An 18,612-nucleotide genomic window follows, 5' to 3' on the forward strand; every position below is an offset into this window, starting at 1 on the left:
TAGAATGATCCCGCCCTCCCCCTCTCCTCAACCCATTCGAGGCTGCAGCAACTCATGAGCTCCATCAATTTCATCGGCGGCGAAAAAGGCGGTGTAGGCAAGTCGGTCACCGCGCGCGTGCTGGCGCAGTACTTCATCGACCACAGCCGGCCCTTCACGGGCTTCGACACCGACCGCTCGCACAGTTCGTTCACCCGCTTCTACGAAGGCTTCGCCTCGCCGGTGGTGGTCGACAGCTTCGAAGGGCTGGACACGGTCGTCAATGGCTTCGAGACCAATCCGCAGCAGAGCGTGATCGTCGACCTCGCGGCGCAGACGCTGGCGCCGCTGGCGCGCTGGATCAAGGAATCCGACCTGTTCGACGTGTTCGCCGAGATCGGCGTCACCGTCAACTTCTGGCACGTGCTGGACGACGGCAAGGACTCGACCGACCTGCTCGGCACGCTGATCGACACCTTCGGCAACCGGCCCAACTACATCGTGGTGCAGAACTACGGACGCGGCAGCGACTTCGGCATGCTGCTGGGTTCGCAGTCGCTCGCGAAGGCCACGGCCAACGGCGCCCGCGTTATCGCCCTGCCCCGCCTGCACGACGCGAGCATGCGCAAGATCGACGCGCAGAACACCAGCTTCTGGAAGGCCGTGAACGACCGCGACGGGCCGCATGCGCTGGGCCTGCTGGAGCGCCAACGCGTGAAGTCGTGGCTGGCTACGGCCTACGCGGCCTTCGATACGCTGCCCCTTTGAGCCTTCATCCGGTCGGTCGAGGCTGGGCGCACTCGACCTGGCCCGACGTCCCCAAGAAACAGAAAGAGGGAGATTCGCCTTGGACATCCACGTCAACCGAAACGGCCAAGCCTTCGGCCCCTACGAAGAGAGCGAGGCCAGGGCACTCTACGCCCGAGGCAACATCGCCGTGACGGACCTGGTCTGGCGCAACGGAATGGCCGAATGGCAGACGGCCCTGCAGATGTTCGGCGAGCGGGCGACGCAGCCTGGTGCGCCCCCCGTGGTCTCGCCGCCTCCCTTGCCGCCGCAACAGGTATCCCCCGTGCCGGGCTACGCCGCGCCGCCGTCCTCCTACGGACAGCAGACCGTGGTGCCGCAGCAGGATCTGCCACCCAAACTGCATTGGGCGCTGGTCCTATTGTTCACGGTACTGACCTTCGGCATCTTTGCCGTTGTCTGGCAGTTCTTCCAGTCCATGTGGGTGCGCCGCAGCATCGACCCTCAATCCAATGCCACCCTGTACCTGATCGGCTCCGTGGCTCTGGCTATCGTCGGGAGCGTGCTGGAAGCCGCCTCGGTCCTTTCGAACGCCCCGGGGCTTGATCTCCTGCTTCAGGTCCTGTCGTACGTGCTCTTCTTTTGCGGGTACTACTCGATGAGGCGCTCGATGATCGACCACTACAACAATGTCGAATCGATCGGGCTGAAGCTCTCCGGGGTCATGACCTTCTTCTTCAGCATGCTCTACCTCCAATACCACATGACGCGGATCGCCAAGTGGAAGCAGACCGGAGAGATCAAGCCGCAGTAGCCAGCTTCGGGTGCCATCCGGCACCGCGCCCGAAAACCGATCAGATCATCCCGCCGTTGATCGAGATCACCTGCCCCGTGATGTAGCCGGCTTCCTCGCTCGCGAGGAACGAAGCCAGCGCGGCCACCTCCTGCGGCGTACCGGCCCGCTTCACCGGCACCATCTGGTTGATGACAGCGGGGTCGAACACTGCATCCGCCATGGGCGACGAGATGATCCCCGGCGCGATCGCATTCACCGTCACGCCTCGCGAGGCCACTTCGAGCGACAGCGCCTTGGTCGCGCTGTTCAATGCGCCCTTGGCCGCGGCGTAGTTGACCTGCCCCCGGTTGCCTGCGATCGCGGCCACCGACGAGATGTTCAGGACGCGTCCCCACCGCGTGCGCATCATCGGCAGCAGCAGAGGCTGCGTGACGCGAAAGAAGCCGTTGAGCGACACGTCGATCACCTTGTGCCACTGCTCGGCACGCATGCCGGGCAGCACGGCGTCGTCGTGCACGCCCGCGTTGTTGACGAGGATCTGCACCGGCCCGCCTTCGAGGATGCGCGCGCATGCCGCCGCGGCGGCCTCGTCGCTGCACAGGTCGAACACATGGCATTCGGCCTTGCCGCCCGCGGCCGTGATCGACGCCGCCAGCTGCTCGACCGCCTCGGGACGCGAATTGGCATGCAGCAGCACCGTCGCGCCGTCGCGCGCCAGGCGTTCGGCCATGGCGGCGCCGAGCGCGCCGCTGGCGCCGGTGATCAGTGCGCGTTTTCCTTCGAGACTCATGGCGTTGCCGTGCTTTCTGCTGCTGTTGCCAGCGGGGTGTTCAGGACCACCACGGCACGGCCTTCGGCCAGCATGCGGCCGTCGTCGGCCTTCACCGTGAATTCATAGAGGATCTGCCGGTCGTCGCCCGACAGGCGCCGGGCCGCGACTTGCATGTCGCCGGGCACGTCGTCCAGGCGCGCCACCGCCAGCTTCACGTTGCGCGCGCTCGCGAGGAAACCGGCCGAAGGAGCGCTGCCCTCTTCCGCCAGCAGGCCGCCGTGCAGCGCCATCGCCTGCGCGGCGTATTCGATGGCATTCGGCGCCAGCAGGCCGCTTTCGGTGCGCAGCGGGTTGTCGGCCTGCGCATGGGTGGTGGTGGTGCAGCGGATGGTGTCGGCGTCCCAGCCTTCGAGCCGCTCCAGCAGGCACATGCTGCCGCTGTGCGGGATGCGCCGGGCGATGCCCGCGCGGTCGAGCGTCTGCGGCGCGGTCAAGCGGCCGGCTCCAGGTCGGCCACCAGCAGCACGTTGGCGAAGGGGGTGCCCTCGCTCATCGGGATGCTCTGCACTCGGAAGCCGAGTCGCTGCAACAGCGCCGTCCATTCGGCCAGTGGCCGGCCCCAGGTCGGCGAGACCTTGTGGCCGCGGATGCGCGTGACCGTGCGGTCGACCCACTGGCTGATCGCGAAGCCGCGCCGGCTCGAGGCATCGCCCACGCGCAGCAGCAGCCGCGCCTGCGGGTTGCCGCCGTTGCGCAGTGCGTCGCGCACACGCCGCAGCACGCCTTCCTGCGCCTCGAGGTCGACGTAGTGCAGCACGTCGAGGATCACGACGAGATCGCAGTCAGGCAACGCGGCCGTGCACATGTCGGCGCAGACCAGCCTGGGAGCCGGCTGCAGGTGGCCGATGGAAGCCTCCGCGCGCGCCACGTCCTTGGGCATGAGCTCGATGCCGGTGTAGTCGGCGCCTTCGGGCGTGGCGAGCCACGACGACGGCCAGCGGCCCTGCTTCTGCATCGCGCTCATCGAGGCCAGCAGGCTGGCGAAGAGGCCCTGGCCGCAGCCGATGTCGACCACGCGGCGATGCTGCGCGCCGATCAGGCCGCGTTCGAGCAGCCCCCGGAACACCGGATCGCGCCCGAGCTTGCCGCGCGCGAAGTGCCAGGCGAAGCTGCCGCCCTTCTTGTAGGGGATGGTGGCTGCCTCGTGCAGCTCGCGCCATGCGGTCTCGGTCGACGACGAGGGCGACATCACCGCGCTCATGGCTTCATTCCTTCCGGCAAGGTCACGGAGCGCAATCCATCGGCGCGCAGACGTTCGAGCAACAAGGGCAATACCTCCAGCAAAACAGGTTGACCCGCGGCGGTGCGCGCGGCGTTGCCGTCGTGCAGCAACAGGATGTCGCGCGCCTGCAGGTTGCGGCTCAGGCGCGCCATCACCTTGGCGGCGTCGCCTTCGCGGGTGTCGAATCCGCGCCGCGTCCAGCTCACGAGCGAGAGGCCCAGGCGGTGCAGCACGGGCTCGAGGAACGGGTTGCGCAGCCCCGCCGGAGCGCGAAAACAGGTCGGGCGCTGGCCGGTGACGTCGCTCAGGATGTCCTGCGCCCGCGCGATCTCGGCGGCGAAACCGCGCGGCCCGAGAAAGGAGAAGTTGTGCCGGTGCCGCGCCGTGTGGTTCTGGATGCTGTGGCCACGCGCGACGATCTCGCGCGCCAGCGCGGGCTGGGCCAAGACGCGCTCGGCGATGCAGAAGAAAGTGGCGCGCTGGCCGTGCGCGTCGAGCAGGTCGAGCACGCGCGGCGTGACTTCGGGCTCCGGGCCGTCGTCGATGGTGATCGCCACTTCGCGACGCGCGGCAGCGGCCTCGGGCAGCCGCGTGACGTTGGGCCCCAGCAGGCTGCTGCGCGGCGTGAGACCGGCACCGGTGATCAGCGCATGGTTCAGCACGATCGCGCCAACGGCCCACGGCAACGCGCCCGGCACCAGCAAGCCCGCGCCGATGGCGGCAACGTGCCATGCGGCGCTGGCGCGGATGGCCGGCGGCCATGGCCAGGATTCGGTGGGCGCGGGAGCGGAAGACATGAGGCCGGATTTTCCCCCGATCAGCCGCGCGCGGGCCGCGAAGGCCCCACGCTGCGCGCGAATGCCGCCGACAGCAGCAGCGCCAGCAGCGCCCCCGGAGCGACCACCCGGCCGATGGAAGACAGCGCCGGAATGTCCGAAATCGCGATCAGCCCGAAGGACACCACGGTCGTCAGGTTGGCCAGCATCAGCGACGCCAGCGTGTCCTCGTCGGCCCTGCCGGTGGTGCGCAACTGGTCGAAGAAGAGCGCGTAGTTCGACCCAACCGCCACGATCAACAGCAGCCCCACCAGGTGCAGGATGCCGAGCGCCGCCTGCAGCACGGCCATGCCGCCCAGCGTGAGCACCACCGCGAACAGCAGCGGCTGGCACACGGCCAGCAGCCGGCGCCACGAGCGCAGGTAGATGCCGAGCAGCACCACGACGGCCAGCGCGCCGAGCAGCACCTGCACGAAGGCTTCGTGCAGATAGCGCTGATAAAGGCTCGCGAGCTCTCGCCCGACGTCGACCACCTGCACCTCGGGCAACCCCGCCAGCGCCGCCTCGAGGCGGCCCTGGTCGAACTTCGCGCCGGGGTGCAGCACCACCAGCGTGCCCCAGCCGCCACCGGGACGCTCGTACATCAGCGTGTTCAGGATGGGGCCGAGCGGCCCGTCGGCCAGTTCGGCACGCTGCACCGGCGGCAGCTTGCGCGCGGCCTCGACGTCAGCCAGGAACGGGCCGAGTCGCGAAGCTGGCAGCGGCAGGCCCTTGGTCGCCTCGGCCAGGTTGGCGCGCAGGGTTTCTGCATCGGGCAGGCCTGCGATGCGCGCCGCCTGCACTTCCAAGCTCGGCAGCACGCGCGTGACGGTCTCGTAGCCGACCAGTTCGCCGCTGTCGACCAGCGCGTCCAGCCGCGCCGCTGCCGCCTCGGTGTGGCGCAGCGCGGCCTGCTCGTCGTCACCATAGGCGACCACCAGCACGCCGCCATCGCTCGCGCCGATGTCGTTGCGCAGCATTTCGTCGAGTTGCTGGGAGGCCTTGGGCACCGGGCTCATCGCGCCGAGGTCGGCACGCCACAGGTGGCCGCCCTGCCACAGCACCAGCGCCAGTGCGGCCACGCCCAGCGCCGCCAGCGGCCAGCGCAGACGCGGCAGGCCGCGCACCAGCGCGCCCGCCAGTTGCGCCATGTACCGGCGCATGCCCATGCCAGTGGCGCCATCGGGAGCCAGCACCGGCAGCACGTAGCGCGTGGCCAGCGCGGCCGAGACCAGGCCGGCGATGGAAAAGACGCCCAGCTGCGCCAGTCCCGGGAAGCCCGAGAACACCAGCGCCGCGAAGCCGCATACCGAGGTCAGCAGCCCGAGCCGCACCGTGGGCCAGTTCAGGTCGCGCCAGCGCTGCCAGCCGGTGCCGGCCACCGCGCCCGCCCCCACCTGCCGCGCTTGAATGAGGTAGTAGATGGCGTAGTCCACCGTCTCCCCGATCAGCGTGCTGCCGAAGCCCAGCGTGAGCCCGTGCACCGAGCCGAACACCAGGCTCACGCTCGCGGTGCCGATCACCACGCCCGTAGCCACCGGCAGGAAGGCGATGACCAGCGCGCGCGGCGAGGCGAAAGCCAGCAGCAGCAAACCGCCCATGACGATGCCGCCCACCACCGCGAGGTGGATCGCCTCGGTCTTGATCTTGTCGCGGCTCATCACCGAGAACACCGGCGGGCCGCTCAGCAGAAGCTTGGGCGCTTCCGCCCCCATGTCGCGCACAGCGGCCTCGTAGGCGGCATGCACGCGCGCGATGGCAACGGCCTGCGCGTCGAGGTCGCTGCCGGCGGCGCGCGTGGTGGCGATCATCAGCGCGCGCGGCGCGGTGCGCGACATCCACACGCCATCCTCGCTGCGCGGCGAGCTGGCAGGCACCAGCTCCATGGCGATGCGCTGGGTTTCGCCGGTGGGGTCGCGGTCGAGGAAAGGCTTGATCACGTTGCCGGCCGGCGTGCCCAGCATCGACAGGGTTTCGTTGATGGCGTCGCGCAGGCCCTCGACGGTGAAATGCCCCGGATTCACCCCGGGCGAGAGCTGGTAGCGGTGCTCGAACACCCAGGTTCCGCTGTCGCTCCAGTCGCTGACGTCGCCGTTCTGCACCAGCTCGAAGAGCTTGCTCTGGCGCATTTCCTTTGCCACCGCGCGCGACACGGCGGCCCGTTGCTCCGTGCTGCCGCCTTCGATGCCCAGCATCAGCGTGCGCGAGGCGACGCCGCTTTGCAGCTGCTCGATCAGCACGCGCTGGCGCACGTCGGGGCTCTTGGGCAGGAAGGCAGAGAGGTCGGCGCCGATCTGCGTGCGCGCGATGACCACCACGCCGCACAGCAGCACCAGCAGCCACGCCAGCAGCACGACCGCCCTGCGCCGCCAGCCCGGCGGGCCGCCCGCCTGCTGCAGTTGCGTCACGGCGTGGTGCGTCCGGGCGTGCCGGCCGGCGCGGGTGCGGGTGCGGGTGCGGCTGCACCCGGCGTGATGTTCATGACCGAGCGGTCGCCGCCGACGAACTCCATCTCGAGCCCCAGCACGTCGCCCGCCCGGCCGCTGATGCGCATGCTGCGCACCTGCGCGGCGAGGCGGCTGTCCAGCGGCGTGAGGTCGAGCGTCCACTTGGCGGCGGAGCCCGACACGGTGCTGCGGAAATAGCGCTGCAGCGTGGCGCCGTCGCCCGTCAGCGTGCCGCGCATGGCTTCGACCAGGCCGAGCAGCTCGGGCATGCTGTCGAGCGCCAGCGTGCGGTTGCGGCCGCCGCGCGACAGCGTCAGCGTGTTGCCCTCGACCGCCATGGTCTCGATGCGCGGCGAAAGCGTGCGGCGCACCAGCTTGTCGGGCGCGTCGAAGCTCAGCGTGCCGCTGGCGTCGAGCGGGCCTTCGAGGCCGTGCACGAAGCGTTGTTCGGTGAAGCGGGCCTCGCCGCTCTTCTGCTTGGCCAGCAGCGTCATCAGCTCGGGCAGGTCGAACGCCGCCCAGGCCGGCACGGCGCAGAAGGCCAGCGCGAGCACGAATGCCCTGCAAAGCCGGTCAAGCCGCATCTTCGAGCCAGAAATCATGGAAATTGAACCAGTTGTAGGGGTACGCGCGGCACATCGCCTCCAGGCGCGCCACGTAGGCTTCGACAGCCGCCCGGATGCGCTGCTCGCGCTCCTCGGAGCTGGCGGCCCGCTCGCCGAAGTCGGCCAGCGGATCGAACCGGACATCGTAGCGCGCGCCTCCGCCGTAGAGACCTGCCATGAAGAACACCTTGCGGCGCAGCAGCGCGGCCAGGCGGAAGGGGCCGTCGTTGAAGACGGCGGGCTGTCCGAGGAACGGCAGCACGATGTTGTTGCCGCGCTGATGCGCGGGCTGGTCCTCGCTGCCCGGCAGCGTGCGGTCGGCCAGCATGCCGCCCATGCCGCCGCTGTCGAGCCAGTCGCGCAGCTCGAGCATCGAGTGCGGCCGGCCCAACGCGATGACATGGGGCCGCAGCCCGGGCACCGCGATGGCATTGAGGATGCCCGTGATGCGCCGTGCGTTGTCCGGATACATCAGCATCGCGAGGCGCATGTGGCGCTGGTGCGTCTGCTGCTTGCAGGCACCCAGCGCCTCGAAGCTGCCAACGTGGGCGCCGAGCAGGAAGGCGCCCCGCCCGTTCGCCAGCTCGACGTCGAGCGGCTCGTTGCCCTCGATCTTCACCTTGAAGAGATCCATGCGTCCGCGCAGGAAATACACGCGGTCGAGCACGGTCGACGCGAAGGCATGCAGCAGCCGGAAACCGTCGACCCAGCCGGCGCGCGGTCCGATGGCGCGGAACAGATAGCGCTTGATGTGCCGGCGCTGCGCCGGCGCGAACAGCAGGAAATACAGCGCGATCGGCGGCAGCAGCAGGCGCGTGACGTGGCGCCCGCACACCAGCGCCATCATGACGATGAAGCGCAGCGCGAGCATGTTGCTGCGCTCGGGCGCATGCGCCCAGGCGCCGCTCTCGCCCTTCGGCGCGGCCTGTGCGGTGCGGTCCGCTTCGTTCACGGCGCGCGTCTCCACTTCGGTGTGCTTCATCACGCCGACTCTTGCATGCCCGTCCAGCGGCCGGTGACAGCCACGACGCCGTCGCAGCGAACGTCGAACCGCACGCCGCGGGCTGCTCCGGCTTCCGGATTCAGCTCGATGGAAAGCACCGCGCCGGGCCGCACGGGCGCCAGGAACTTGGCGGCAGCGAGCGTGGGGTGGTCGCCCAGCCGCGCCGCCAGCGCCGGCACGCGGCGAATGGCCTCCATCACCTCGGCCAGCACCAGCGCGCCCGGCAGCAGGGGCTGGCCCGGGAAGTGGCCGGCAAACGCCGGGTGGTCGGCAGGCACCTCGTGCGCCATCTGCACCGGCGTGTCGTCTTCCGCCAGCTGCGCCAGCGCAAATTCGCGCAGCGCCCGCACGGTGAGCTTGCCCGTGCCTTCGCGCGGAAAGGCCTTCACCTGCACCACGCGACGCGGCACGAACACGGCCTCGAGCCGCTGCCGCAGGGCCGCGATGATCTCGCCGGCCGAGAGCGTCGGCGCAACCACGAAGGCCACCGGCCGCACGACGCCGTCGGCCACCTCATCGGGCAGCCAGAAGGCACCGTCGTCCACGCCGGGAATGCTGTTGAGATGAAAGTTCAGGTGCGCCAGCGAACTGCGCCGGCCCGCCACGTGGATCAGGTCGTTGGCGCGGCCGAAAAGGCGGAAACGCCGCTCGTCCAAGAGCTCGAGCACGTCGGCCATCGGCGTGGGCTCGGGAATGAAATCGCCGCTGAAGATGAAGCGCTCGGGGCCGCCGTCGGCCGAGGGCTCGGCATGCACGCAGACTTCGCCGAAGGTTTCCCAGATCTCGTTGTCGGTGGTGCGGCGCGTGGCGACCTGGCCCGACTCGGTGCTGCCGTAGATCTCGAGCAGCACGCCGCCCATAGCCTGCTCGGCCTGCTGCGCGAGCTGTGGCGACAGCGGCGCGGTGGCCGAAAGAATCAGGTCGACCGGCGGCAGCTCGATGCCCGAGAGCAGCAGCGTCTTGAGGTGGAACGGCGTGGTCACCAGCGCGCGCGGGCGCGGCACCGAGGCCAGCGTCTTCGCGACATCCGCCGGGAAGAACGGCCGGCCGCTCTCGAAGGCCGCACCGCCCAGCATTGCGAGCAGCACCGACGATTCGAGCCCGTAGCTGTGCTGCACCGGTACCGTGGCAACCAGCGTCAGGCCTTCGAGCGTGGGGCGCTCCAGCACACGGCACAGGCGCTTGACGGCCACTTCCACGTCGCCCACCAGCGTGCGCCAGGTCTTGGCGTGTGGCTGCGGCACGCCGGTGGAGCCGGAGGTCAGCAGGCTGGCCGCGTGCATGGCGCCGTCGACGGCGGGCACGGCCGCAGCCGGATCTTCCGTCGGGCCCGCCGGGCCTGCGAGGCCGTCGACCGCGATGCGCTGCATGCCGGGGGTCTGCAGCTTCGGATCGTCGGTCAGCGCGAAGAGAGGCGAACCGCTGGATTCGAGCAGGCGCGCGAGCGTATCGGGTCGCGCATCGGGCGGCAGCATGCTGGCGTGGCCGCGCACCAGCGCCGCGCCGAGGCTCACCGCGAAGGCATAGCGGTCGACGCAGAGATTGACGGCGGCGCCCTCGGCCGGCAGCGTGGGAGCGAAGCGGGCCACGTCGGCCAGGAACTGGCGCGTGCTCACCGGCTCGCCGGCGCGCCATGCGAGAGGGGCGTCGAGGTCGCGGTTCGCGAGCAGCGGGAGGAAGCGGATGTCGTCTGTCGTCACGCGGGCGGCGCCTGTGTCATTGGCCGCCGGGGCTGGTGTCAACCGACGACGTGCCATAGAACGCGCGCACCGCGTCCACGAGGCGCGTACGTTCGAATTCGGGATGCAGCCGGTAGCGCACCAGGTGTTCGCCCACGAAAAGCAGCGTCACCATCACGGGCGACAGCACATTGGCGAACAGCGACCAGTCGGAGAACGGCCGAGTCAGGTAGATGATGATCGAGGCCACCACCATCACCGCGAAGAAACCTGTCCAGATGCGCGTGAGCTGCGTGGTGTAGGACAGCATGTGGCCGCGCAGCGGATGCACGCGCTGCGCGAACTGCGTGATCAGCGGCAGGCCCTTGCCGCGCAGCGTGGAGCCGAACCAGCCGCACAACGCGGCGTTGATGGCCACGTGCTGCATCACGTACAGCCGGTTGGGATCGCCCGCCTCACCCAGGAAGACGAGCGAGAAGCCGCCGATGCCCGCAGCCGCGGCAATGGCAACGCCCCAGCGGCCGAACCAGCTGCCGGCCAGGCCCATGGCGGCGAGCCAGAGCGGACCGAGCAGCACGACCACCGCCCATGGCTGCGTCGCATGGAACAGCGTCATCCAGTGGGAGAGGCCGGCATATGCGACACCCACCACCAGCAGGAGCGCTATTCGCCATCGGGACATGGGATCAGGTAGCGACGCGATGCTGCGCGACGTGGGCCGCGAGCGTGCGCAGCGACTGGAAGATCTGCTGGTTGCGTTCGTCGTCCGAACGCAGCTGGAAACCGTAGCGGCGCGAGACTTCGAGCGCGACTTCGAGGATGTCGATCGAGTCGAGGCCGAGTCCTTCGCCGTAGAGCGGCTCGGTCGGCACGATGTCCTCGGGAGCCACTTCGAGATTGAGCGCGTTCACGAGCAGCACGGCCAGCTCTTTTTCGATCGGCGACTGTTCGGAGGCATCGCCGTTGGCGGGAATGGGGGGCTGGGCAGTCGATGACAAAAAAACCTCCTAAAACTTATTCCTGAACCACCGTGCGGGCCGTGGATTATAGGAGTGCAGCCCAGGGGACCGTTGCGAAGCCGCACGGAGCGGAATTACGCCGGAATTGCGCACTCTTTCGGCCTGTTTCACTCTCTTGCAGGCCCTAGACTACCCGCTTCGATACGACCCGGAGCGCCCCATGGCCGACCCTCTTCTGATCGCACGGCACGACACCATCGAGTGCAACCTCCTACCCGGCCTGGCCAACCGCCACGGCCTCATCACGGGCGCCACCGGCACCGGCAAGACAGTCACCCTGCAGACCATCGCCGAAAAACTCTCATCCATCGGCGTTCCGGTGTTCATGGCCGACGTCAAGGGCGACCTGACGGGCATCAGCCAGAAAGGCGCCATCGGAGCAAAGCTGGCCGCCACGCTCAAGGAACGCGGCATCGAGGTGCCCGAGCCCTCCGCCTGCCCCGTCACGCTGTGGGACGTGTTCGGCGAACAGGGCCATCCGGTTCGTGCCACCGTTTCCGACATGGGCCCCCTGCTGCTGGGTCGCATGCTCGACGTGAACGAAACCCAGGCCGGCGTGCTGAACCTGGTGTTCAAGATCGCCGACGACAACGGCCTGCTGCTGCTCGACCTGAAAGACCTGCGCGCCATGCTGCAGTACGTGGGCGACAACTCGAGCCAGTTCACCACGCAGTACGGCAACATCAGCGCCGCCAGCGTGGGCGCCATCCAGCGCGGACTGCTGCAGATCGAGACCCAGGGCGGCGAGAAGTTCTTCGGCGAGCCGATGCTCAACATCTCCGACTTCATGCAGACCGAGGGCGGCAAGGGGGTGATCAACATCCTCGCGGCCGACAAGCTCATGAATTCGCCGCGCCTGTACGCTACCTTCCTGCTGTGGATGCTGTCGGAGCTGTTCGAACAGCTGCCCGAAGTCGGCGACCCCGAGCAGCCCAAGCTGGCCTTCTTCTTCGACGAGGCCCACCTGCTGTTCAACGAGGCGCCCAAGGCGCTGGTGGAGCGCATCGAACTCGTGGTGCGGCTGGTGCGCTCCAAGGGCGTCGGCGTGTACTTCGTCACCCAGAACCCGCTGGACATTCCCGACACCGTGCTGGCCCAGCTGGGCAACCGCGTGCAGCACGCACTGCGCGCCTTCACCCCGCGCGACCAGAAGGCCGTGAAGGCCGCCGCGAGCACCATGCGCCAGAAGCCGGGCCTCGACATCGAGACTGCCATCACCGAACTCGCGGTCGGCGAGGCGCTGGTGAGCTTTCTCGACGAGAAGGGTCGCCCCAGCGTGACCGAGCGCGTGTTCGTGCTGCCGCCGGGCAGCCAGCTCGGCCCGATCACGCCCGACCAGCGCAAGGCGCTGATCTCGGGCTCGCTCGTCGCCGGCGTCTACGAGAAATCGGTGGACCGCGAATCGGCCTACGAGAAGCTCAAGGGCCGCGCCGAAAGCGCGCCCGACGCGCCTGCCGCAGCGGCTCCGGGCGCCAAGGGCACGGCCGAATCCTCGGGCTCCGGCATGGGCAGCATGCTCAACGACATGCTCTTCGGCACCACCGGCCCGCGCGGCGCCAAGCACGACGGACTGGTGCAGACCATGGCCAAGTCGGCGGTGCGCACCATGGGCACCTCGGTGGGCAAGGAGATCCTGCGCGGCGTGCTGGGCGGGATCTTCGGCAGCAAGAAGCGCTGAGCCCCAAAAAGGGGCCCGCCCGCCTACCAGCGCAGCAGGCGCGGCCCCAGCAAGGCTCCCACCAGGATGGGCACCGCGATCCCGCTCACGTACCAGACGGCGAGGAAGGGCGCGGTCAGCTCCATGCAGTGAAGCGCGTAGATCGAGGCTCCGACGCCTCCGGCCAGCGCGCCCGCCGCGGCGCCCGCCAGCGCGGGCCGCGTGGGTGCCATGCTCCTGAGCGCCACCAGCGCGGCGGCGAACACCGGCAACGCCATCAGCCCGATGCTCGCCGCGCAGATGCGCCACGACTGCCCCATCAACGAAGGCATGCGCTCCTCGGCCGGCAAGGTATACCAGGCGATCACCGCCAGCAGCCACACCCCGAGCACGGGCAGCGCGGCGCCCATCCAGGCATGCCGGGGCTTAACGCCCGGCCGCCCGAGCCGTTCGGCAGCCACGAAGCCGGCGGCCGCGATGCACAGCGGAAACAGCACCTTGACCCAGAACATCGGCCAGAACATGGCCTGCACGATGTCGTGCCGCACGCCGTACGCGGCGAACAGGATCGCGAACGAGAACGGCAACCCCAGCAGCACGGCCAGCCAGATGCGGTAGCTGGCGCGGCGGCGCGGCACGGCCACTTCGCCGTTGGCGAGCATCGCGACCAGGTCGTCGGTCTTCATGCCGCGGCTCCCCAGTTGTTGCCGAAACGGGCGGCCAGCGCCTTGAGCCCGCGGTGGATGCCCACCTTCACCGCCGACTCCGACATGCCCGTCAGGCTCGCCGTCTCGGCCACCGAGCGGCCCTCGATCTTCACGTGCACGATGGGCAGGCGCTGGCGCTCGGGCAGGGTCTCGAGCAGGCCGCCGAGGTCGCGCTTCGCGTCGCTAGCCTCCTCGGCGGATTCTGCGAACACGGCCAGCTCGTCGTCCAGCGGGTCATGCAGGTCCTCGCGGGCCGACTTGGCACGCAGCAGGTCGATCATCTTGTAGCGCGCGATGGCATGCACCCAGGCCGTCAGCGGCTGGTCGCTCTGGTAGGTGTGGCGCTGGTTGTGCATGGCGAGCAGGCATTCCTGGACAAGGTCTTCCACTTCATCGGGCCAGCCAAAGAGGCGCTTGCCCAGAAAGGCGCGCAGGTGCGCGCTGAGCTGCTGCAGGAAGTCGCGGTAGGCCTTCGCGTCGCCGTCGAGGCCGCGAAGGAACAAGCCGCGCAGCGCCGCTTCCGCGTCGCCCGGGTTCGTCCTGCTGCCTACTGTGGTTCGTGTCATCCGGCCGGCCGGTTACAGCTCCGGCGAAAAAAGTCCTGGTGAATTGTGCCGTGTGCCGGCGCTACGCCTGGGCTAAGCTCGCCCGCACCCCGCGAAAGCCGTGGAAACGATGGAAGGAGCATCCATGTTCAGCGGACTCGTCTCGCACCCCTGGGCCTATCCGGCGCTGGAGGTCGTGCACATCGTCGGCATCGCGATGCTGTTCGGCGGCCTGCTGGTGTTCGAGCTGCGCGCGTTCGGACTGGGCCGCGACCTGCCGGCCGCCCTGCTCGCCCGCCTCACGCTGACACCCGCCCTGGCCGGCTTCGGCCTGTGCGCCGCCACCGGCCTCACGATGTTCGCCGGCCAGCCGGGCGAACTGCTGGCCAACCCGGCCTTCCGGCTGAAGCTGCTGCTGATCGCGCTGGCGGGCGTCAACGCGCTGCTCTTCCACCTGCTCGGTGGCACCGCCACGCTGGAGAGCCGGCGCGGCAGGCTGCAATGCCTCATGTCCTTGGGGTTTTGGCTCGCTGTCATCATCTGCGGTCGCTGGATCGCCTACGCCTGAACAAGCAAGGAGCCTGAGATGACGATGCAAAGACGCGCCTTCGTTGCCAGTTCCCTCGCCCTGGCCTCCCCGGCCTGGGCCCATCACGGTTGGAGCAGCTTCGACCAAGACCGCCCCCTCTACCTCGAGGGGCGCGCCACCAAGGTCATGTGGCGCAATCCGCACGGAGAGCTGGAGCTCGAGCTGCCCGAGAAGCTCGCGCTGCCGCCCGACCTGAAGCAGCGCCCGCTGCCGAAGCAGAGCGCCGACGTGGACGGCCCCGGCCTGCTCGCCAAGGCGCAGCTGCCCACCCGCACCGACCGCAAGTGGCTGGTCGAACTCGCGCCGCTCACGCGCCTGCAGGCCTGGAGCGTGGAAGAGATCAAGCCCGGCGCGCAGGTGGCCGTGCTGGGCTTCACCCATGCCGGCGAAAAGGGCGACGCGGTGCTGCGGGCCGAATACCTCTTCGTCGGCGGCAAGACCTACGGCCTGCGTTCCTCGCCGGCCTGACGTGGGGGCGCCCCTGCTTGCAAGCCGTGCGGACGGTCGGTACATTGCATTTTTTGAGGGCCTCCAATGTCTGCTGACAGCACAACGATCCCTTCCGTCCCCGGCGGCGCGACGCCCCTCCCCCCACCCCACCCCTCCACGTCGACCGGCCACATCCGGCTGACCTCGCACGCCGGCGGCTTCGGCGCGCTGCCCATCCGCTGGGGCGCGGCCACGCCGGCCGAGCGGGGGCCGGTGGTCGGCACCACCACCAAGCGGGCGCACCGCAACGTGATCGGCACGCACAGCGGCTCCTACAGCGTCTACCGCGCGCTCGCGGTGGCGGCCGGCGCGCTCAAGCGCGAGCACAAGGCCGACCTGACGAACACCGCGCCCACCGACGTGATCGGCCCCTATCCGCAATGGAGCGAGCCGGGGCGCATCGTGTCGCTGGACCCGTGGGGCGCGCAGGTGGCGGACGTGTTCGCCACCGAACTGGCGGCGGGCTACGACATCCGCCCGACCATCGCGATCACCAAGGCGCACGTGATCCTGCCCGAGGTGATCGAGGCGCTGCAGAAGGGCCGCCTCAAGGCCGACGGCAAGTTCCTCACCGCCGGCGGCGCCGCGATGGTGACCAAGGCCGCCATCGAGCCCGTGTGGTACCTGCCCGAGGTGGCGCGCCGGTTCGGCTGCTCCGAGACCGACCTGCGCCGCACGCTCTTCGAGGAAACCGGCGGCATGTACCCCGAGCTGGTGACGCGCTCCGACCTCGAGGTTTTCCTGCCGCCCATCGGCGGGCAGACGCTCTACATCTTCGGCAACCCGCGCGACCTGGCCAACCCCGAGGTCGAGCTCACCGCACGCATCCACGACGAGTGCAACGGCTCCGACGTCTTCGGCTCCGACATCTGCACCTGCCGGCCCTACCTCACGCACGCCATCGAGGAATGCATCCAGGGCGCACAGCGCGGCGGCGTCGGGCTCATCGCCTACTCGCGCAAGGAAGGCCGCGCGCTGGGCGAAGTGACCAAGTTTCTGGTCTACAACGCACGCAAGCGCCAGGTGGGCGGCGATACGGCCGACCAGTATTTCGCGCGCACCGAGTGCGTGGCCGGCGTGCAGGACATGCGCTTCCAGGAACTGATGCCCGACGTCTTCCACTGGCTCGGCATCAGGAAGATCCATCGACTCGTATCGATGAGCAACATGAAGTTCGACGCGATCACCGGCTCGGGCATCGAGATCGGCGAGCGCGTGAACATTCCCGACGAGCTGATCCCGGCGGACGCCCGCGTCGAGATGGACGCCAAGATGGCGGCGGGCTACTTCACGCCCGGGCCGGTGCCGGACGCCGAGGAACTGAAGAAGGCCAAGGGCCGGGGATTGAGCGAATGAGCAGCAGCAACGACGAGAAGTACATGCCGGTCGATGGCTCCGGCAGCCTGCCGCCGGGCGGCGCGGGCGATGTCGATCCGTCCATCGAATTCACCGCCGACACCGCCCATCCGGCGGGAGCGGCCACGCTGCTGCGCACCACCGCCGCCATCCGCCAGCGCGCGAACGCCCTGCTGGCACGCGCCCGGCGCGGCGAATCGCAGTGGTTCCGCATCGGCGGCGACGACTCGCTCGAAGACGCGGCGCGCACCGTCGCCGAGGTCACGCGCGAGCGCTATCCGTGGGACACCATCCCGTATCACAGCCGCTGGCGCCATTTCGAGGCCGGCGGCGTGAACCGCGTCGAGGAGCTCGACAAGCTGCTCGGCAATGCCGACGCACGCCAGCGCGCCCGCGCCCACATCGACCTCGTGCTGGTGAGCGTGCTGCTCGACGCCGGCGCCGGACCGGGCTGGCACTACACCGAATCGGCCACCGGCCAGCGCTTCACGCGCTCGGAAGGGCTGGGCGTGGCGAGCTTCCATGCATTCACGAGCGGGCTCTTCTCGTCCGACCCCGATCATCCGTATCAAGTCGATGCGGCCGGCCTGCGCGGGCTGGTCACCGACCGGCTCGGCGACGCCTTCCAGGTCAGCGAGGTCAATCCGCTGGTCGGCCTCGCGGGCCGCGCCACGCTGCTGCGCCGGCTGGGCGAAGCCATGAGCGAGCAACCCGAGACCTTCGGCGACGACGGTCGGCCCGGCCGGCTGTTCGACGCACTGGTCGGCCCCTACGGTCCGGCCGCACCGCCCACCGCCGAGATCACGGCGCACCAGATCCTTTCGCTGCTGCTGGAGACGCTCTCGCGCATCTGGCCGGCGGCCAACGCGGTCGACAGCATCGCGGCCGACGGCAGCGACAGCGCGGGCGGCATCGGCTCAGGCGACCCCGCGCTGGCGCTCGGCGACTGCTGGCGCCACAGCGCCGTGCGCGGCCCGGGCCTCACCAACGGCTGGATGCCCTTCCACAAGCTCTCGCAGTGGCTCACGTATTCGCTGCTCGAGCCCTTCGAGTGGGCCGGCGTGAAGGTGCGCCACCTCGACGCGCTCACCGCCCTGCCCGAGTACCGCAACGGCGGCCTGCTGATCGACAGCGGCGTGATCGTGCCGAAAGACCCGGCCTTCCTTGCCCGCACCTGGAAGGTGGGCGACGAATTCATCGTCGAATGGCGCGCGCTCACGGTGGCGCTGCTCGACGAGGTTGCGCCGCGCGTGCGCAAGGTGCTCGACCGCACCGAGGAAGAGCTGCCGCTGGCCTGTGTGCTCGAAGGCGGCACCTGGGCCGCCGGCCGGGCTCTGGCACAGCGCTTGCGTGACGGTGCACCGCCTCTGCTGATCGAGAGCGATGGCACTGTCTTTTAGACTCGGGTGTTCCCCGTCTTCCAGCAACGCCACAAAGAATTCCAATGAGCAGCAACGTCCACCTCCTCGACCATCCCCTCATCCAGCACAAGCTCACGCTGATGCGCCGCAAGGACGCGTCCACCAACAGCTTCCGCCGGCTCCTCAACGAAATCAGCATGCTGATGGCCTATGAGGTCACGCGCGACATGCCGATGCAGGACATCGAGGTCGAGACCCCGCTCGAGACCATGCAGGCCAAGGTCATCGACGGCAAGAAGCTGGTGCTGGTATCCATCCTGCGCGCCGGCACGGGCATCCTGGACGGCATGCTCACCGTGGTGCCGGGCGCGCGCGTCGGCCACATCGGCCTGTACCGCGACCCCAAGACGCTGACGGCCGTCGAGTACTACTTCAAGATGCCCGGCGAGATGGAGAACCGCGACGTGATCGTGGTCGACCCGATGCTGGCCACCGGCAACTCGGCCGTGGCGGCGGTCGAGCGGCTGAAGGAACTCAACCCGAAGTCGATCAAGTTCGTCTGCCTGCTGACCTGCCCCGAGGGCGTCGCGACGATGCAGAAGGCGCACCCGGACGTGGCGATCTACACCGCCGCGATCGACCGCGAGCTCAACAGCCACGGCTACATCCTGCCGGGCCTGGGCGACGCGGGCGACCGGATCTTCGGCACGAAGTAAGGCTCGCCCCCAGGCTGCGCGCACTTCGTGTCGCTTCGCCAACCCCCT

At 69.3% G+C, this 18,612-nt stretch carries 20 protein-coding genes; 8 read left to right on the forward strand and 12 right to left on the reverse strand.

Translation table 11 applies throughout. The annotated features are described in order from the left end of the window. Nucleotides 1–54 precede the first annotated feature (54 nt). Entirely contained in the window at nt 55–747 is a 693-nt protein-coding gene (locus ABL840_RS22275) for a mobilization protein (RefSeq protein WP_093306858.1), read from the forward strand. Between the two features lie 79 nt (nt 748–826). Beyond that, nucleotides 827–1,540 carry a DUF4339 domain-containing protein gene (locus ABL840_RS22280; RefSeq protein ID WP_176947611.1) on the forward strand — a complete coding sequence of 238 codons (714 nt, stop codon included), beginning with the start codon at nt 827–829 and terminating at the stop codon, nt 1,538–1,540. Nucleotides 1,541–1,580: 40 nt separating this feature from the next. On the opposite strand, the gene fabG is transcribed toward ABL840_RS22280, so the two are convergent. Genes fabG through ABL840_RS22330 form a run of 10 tightly spaced genes read right to left on the reverse strand, consistent with a single transcriptional unit; the run spans nt 1,581 to nt 11,123 of the window. Next, nucleotides 1,581–2,312: a 3-oxoacyl-ACP reductase FabG gene (gene fabG / locus ABL840_RS22285; protein WP_093306860.1), complete on the reverse strand. Its 732-nt coding sequence runs from the start codon at nt 2,310–2,312 to the stop codon at nt 1,581–1,583. After that, nucleotides 2,309–2,788, reverse strand: coding sequence for a hydroxymyristoyl-ACP dehydratase (locus tag ABL840_RS22290; protein WP_093306861.1), 480 nt, complete (start codon nt 2,786–2,788; stop codon nt 2,309–2,311). Before ABL840_RS22290 ends, fabG begins: the two co-directional genes overlap by 4 nt. Continuing rightward, nucleotides 2,785–3,555: a class I SAM-dependent methyltransferase gene (locus tag ABL840_RS22295; protein WP_093306862.1), complete on the reverse strand. Its 771-nt coding sequence runs from the start codon at nt 3,553–3,555 to the stop codon at nt 2,785–2,787. Before ABL840_RS22295 ends, ABL840_RS22290 begins: the two co-directional genes overlap by 4 nt. Beyond that, entirely contained in the window at nt 3,552–4,373 is an 822-nt protein-coding gene (locus ABL840_RS22300; protein ID WP_093306863.1) for a polysaccharide deacetylase family protein, read from the reverse strand. The genes ABL840_RS22295 and ABL840_RS22300 overlap by 4 nt, the downstream gene beginning before the upstream one ends. A gap of 20 nt (nt 4,374–4,393) precedes the next feature. After that, nucleotides 4,394–6,799, reverse strand: a complete 2,406-nt coding sequence (locus ABL840_RS22305; RefSeq protein WP_093194985.1) for an MMPL family transporter — start codon at nt 6,797–6,799, stop codon at nt 4,394–4,396. Beyond that, nucleotides 6,796–7,440 carry a LolA-related protein gene (locus tag ABL840_RS22310; protein ID WP_418115981.1) on the reverse strand — a complete coding sequence of 215 codons (645 nt, stop codon included), beginning with the start codon at nt 7,438–7,440 and terminating at the stop codon, nt 6,796–6,798. The genes ABL840_RS22305 and ABL840_RS22310 overlap by 4 nt, the downstream gene beginning before the upstream one ends. Then, the gene (locus tag ABL840_RS22315) at nt 7,412–8,425 is read right to left on the reverse strand and encodes an acyl-CoA synthetase (RefSeq protein ID WP_093306865.1); all 1,014 of its coding nucleotides are present in this window, start codon (nt 8,423–8,425) and stop codon (nt 7,412–7,414) included. The genes ABL840_RS22310 and ABL840_RS22315 overlap by 29 nt, the downstream gene beginning before the upstream one ends. Further along, on the reverse strand, nt 8,425–10,146 hold the full coding sequence (locus ABL840_RS22320; protein WP_093306866.1) for an AMP-binding protein: 1,722 nt from the start codon (nt 10,144–10,146) through the stop codon (nt 8,425–8,427). Before ABL840_RS22320 ends, ABL840_RS22315 begins: the two co-directional genes overlap by 1 nt. Before the next feature lie 16 nt (nt 10,147–10,162). Beyond that, nucleotides 10,163–10,807, reverse strand: coding sequence for a hypothetical protein (locus ABL840_RS22325; protein WP_093194981.1), 645 nt, complete (start codon nt 10,805–10,807; stop codon nt 10,163–10,165). Between the two features lie 4 nt (nt 10,808–10,811). After that, nucleotides 10,812–11,123 (reverse strand): phosphopantetheine-binding protein, encoded by a 312-nt coding sequence (locus ABL840_RS22330; protein ID WP_093194980.1) that lies wholly within the window; start codon nt 11,121–11,123, stop codon nt 10,812–10,814. A 181-nt stretch (nt 11,124–11,304) separates the two neighbouring features. On the opposite strand from ABL840_RS22330, the gene ABL840_RS22335 reads away from it, so the two are divergent. Next, nucleotides 11,305–12,822, forward strand: a complete 1,518-nt coding sequence (locus ABL840_RS22335; protein ID WP_093194979.1) for a helicase HerA-like domain-containing protein — start codon at nt 11,305–11,307, stop codon at nt 12,820–12,822. Between the two features lie 23 nt (nt 12,823–12,845). On the opposite strand, the gene ABL840_RS22340 is transcribed toward ABL840_RS22335, so the two are convergent. Together ABL840_RS22340 and ABL840_RS22345 are read right to left on the reverse strand one after the other, a co-directional pair. Further along, nucleotides 12,846–13,487, reverse strand: coding sequence for an NrsF family protein (locus ABL840_RS22340; protein ID WP_093306867.1), 642 nt, complete (start codon nt 13,485–13,487; stop codon nt 12,846–12,848). Then, nucleotides 13,484–14,074, reverse strand: a complete 591-nt coding sequence (locus tag ABL840_RS22345; RefSeq protein WP_093194977.1) for a sigma-70 family RNA polymerase sigma factor — start codon at nt 14,072–14,074, stop codon at nt 13,484–13,486. The genes ABL840_RS22340 and ABL840_RS22345 overlap by 4 nt, the downstream gene beginning before the upstream one ends. Nucleotides 14,075–14,198: 124 nt before the next feature. On the opposite strand from ABL840_RS22345, the gene ABL840_RS22350 reads away from it, so the two are divergent. The 5 genes from ABL840_RS22350 (at nt 14,199) to upp (ending at nt 18,564) form a co-directional block, all read left to right on the forward strand. After that, nucleotides 14,199–14,621 (forward strand): hypothetical protein, encoded by a 423-nt coding sequence (locus ABL840_RS22350; protein WP_093194976.1) that lies wholly within the window; start codon nt 14,199–14,201, stop codon nt 14,619–14,621. Between the two features lie 18 nt (nt 14,622–14,639). Further along, nucleotides 14,640–15,110, forward strand: coding sequence for a DUF6152 family protein (locus tag ABL840_RS22355; protein ID WP_093306868.1), 471 nt, complete (start codon nt 14,640–14,642; stop codon nt 15,108–15,110). 66 nt (nt 15,111–15,176) lie between these two features. Next, nucleotides 15,177–16,487 (forward strand): GTP cyclohydrolase II, encoded by a 1,311-nt coding sequence (locus tag ABL840_RS22360; RefSeq protein WP_218152964.1) that lies wholly within the window; start codon nt 15,177–15,179, stop codon nt 16,485–16,487. Further along, the gene (locus ABL840_RS22365; RefSeq protein WP_093306869.1) at nt 16,484–17,887 is read left to right on the forward strand and encodes a URC4/urg3 family protein; all 1,404 of its coding nucleotides are present in this window, start codon (nt 16,484–16,486) and stop codon (nt 17,885–17,887) included. The genes ABL840_RS22360 and ABL840_RS22365 overlap by 4 nt, the downstream gene beginning before the upstream one ends. 44 nt (nt 17,888–17,931) lie before the next feature. Next, on the forward strand, nt 17,932–18,564 hold the full coding sequence (gene upp, locus ABL840_RS22370; RefSeq protein ID WP_093194973.1) for a uracil phosphoribosyltransferase: 633 nt from the start codon (nt 17,932–17,934) through the stop codon (nt 18,562–18,564). The last annotated feature ends 48 nt before the right edge of the window (nt 18,565–18,612 follow it).

The sequence above is a fragment of the Variovorax sp. NFACC27 genome (genome assembly GCF_048301545.1).
In the GTDB taxonomy this organism is placed as follows: Bacteria; Pseudomonadota; Gammaproteobacteria; order Burkholderiales; family Burkholderiaceae_C; genus Variovorax; species Variovorax gossypii.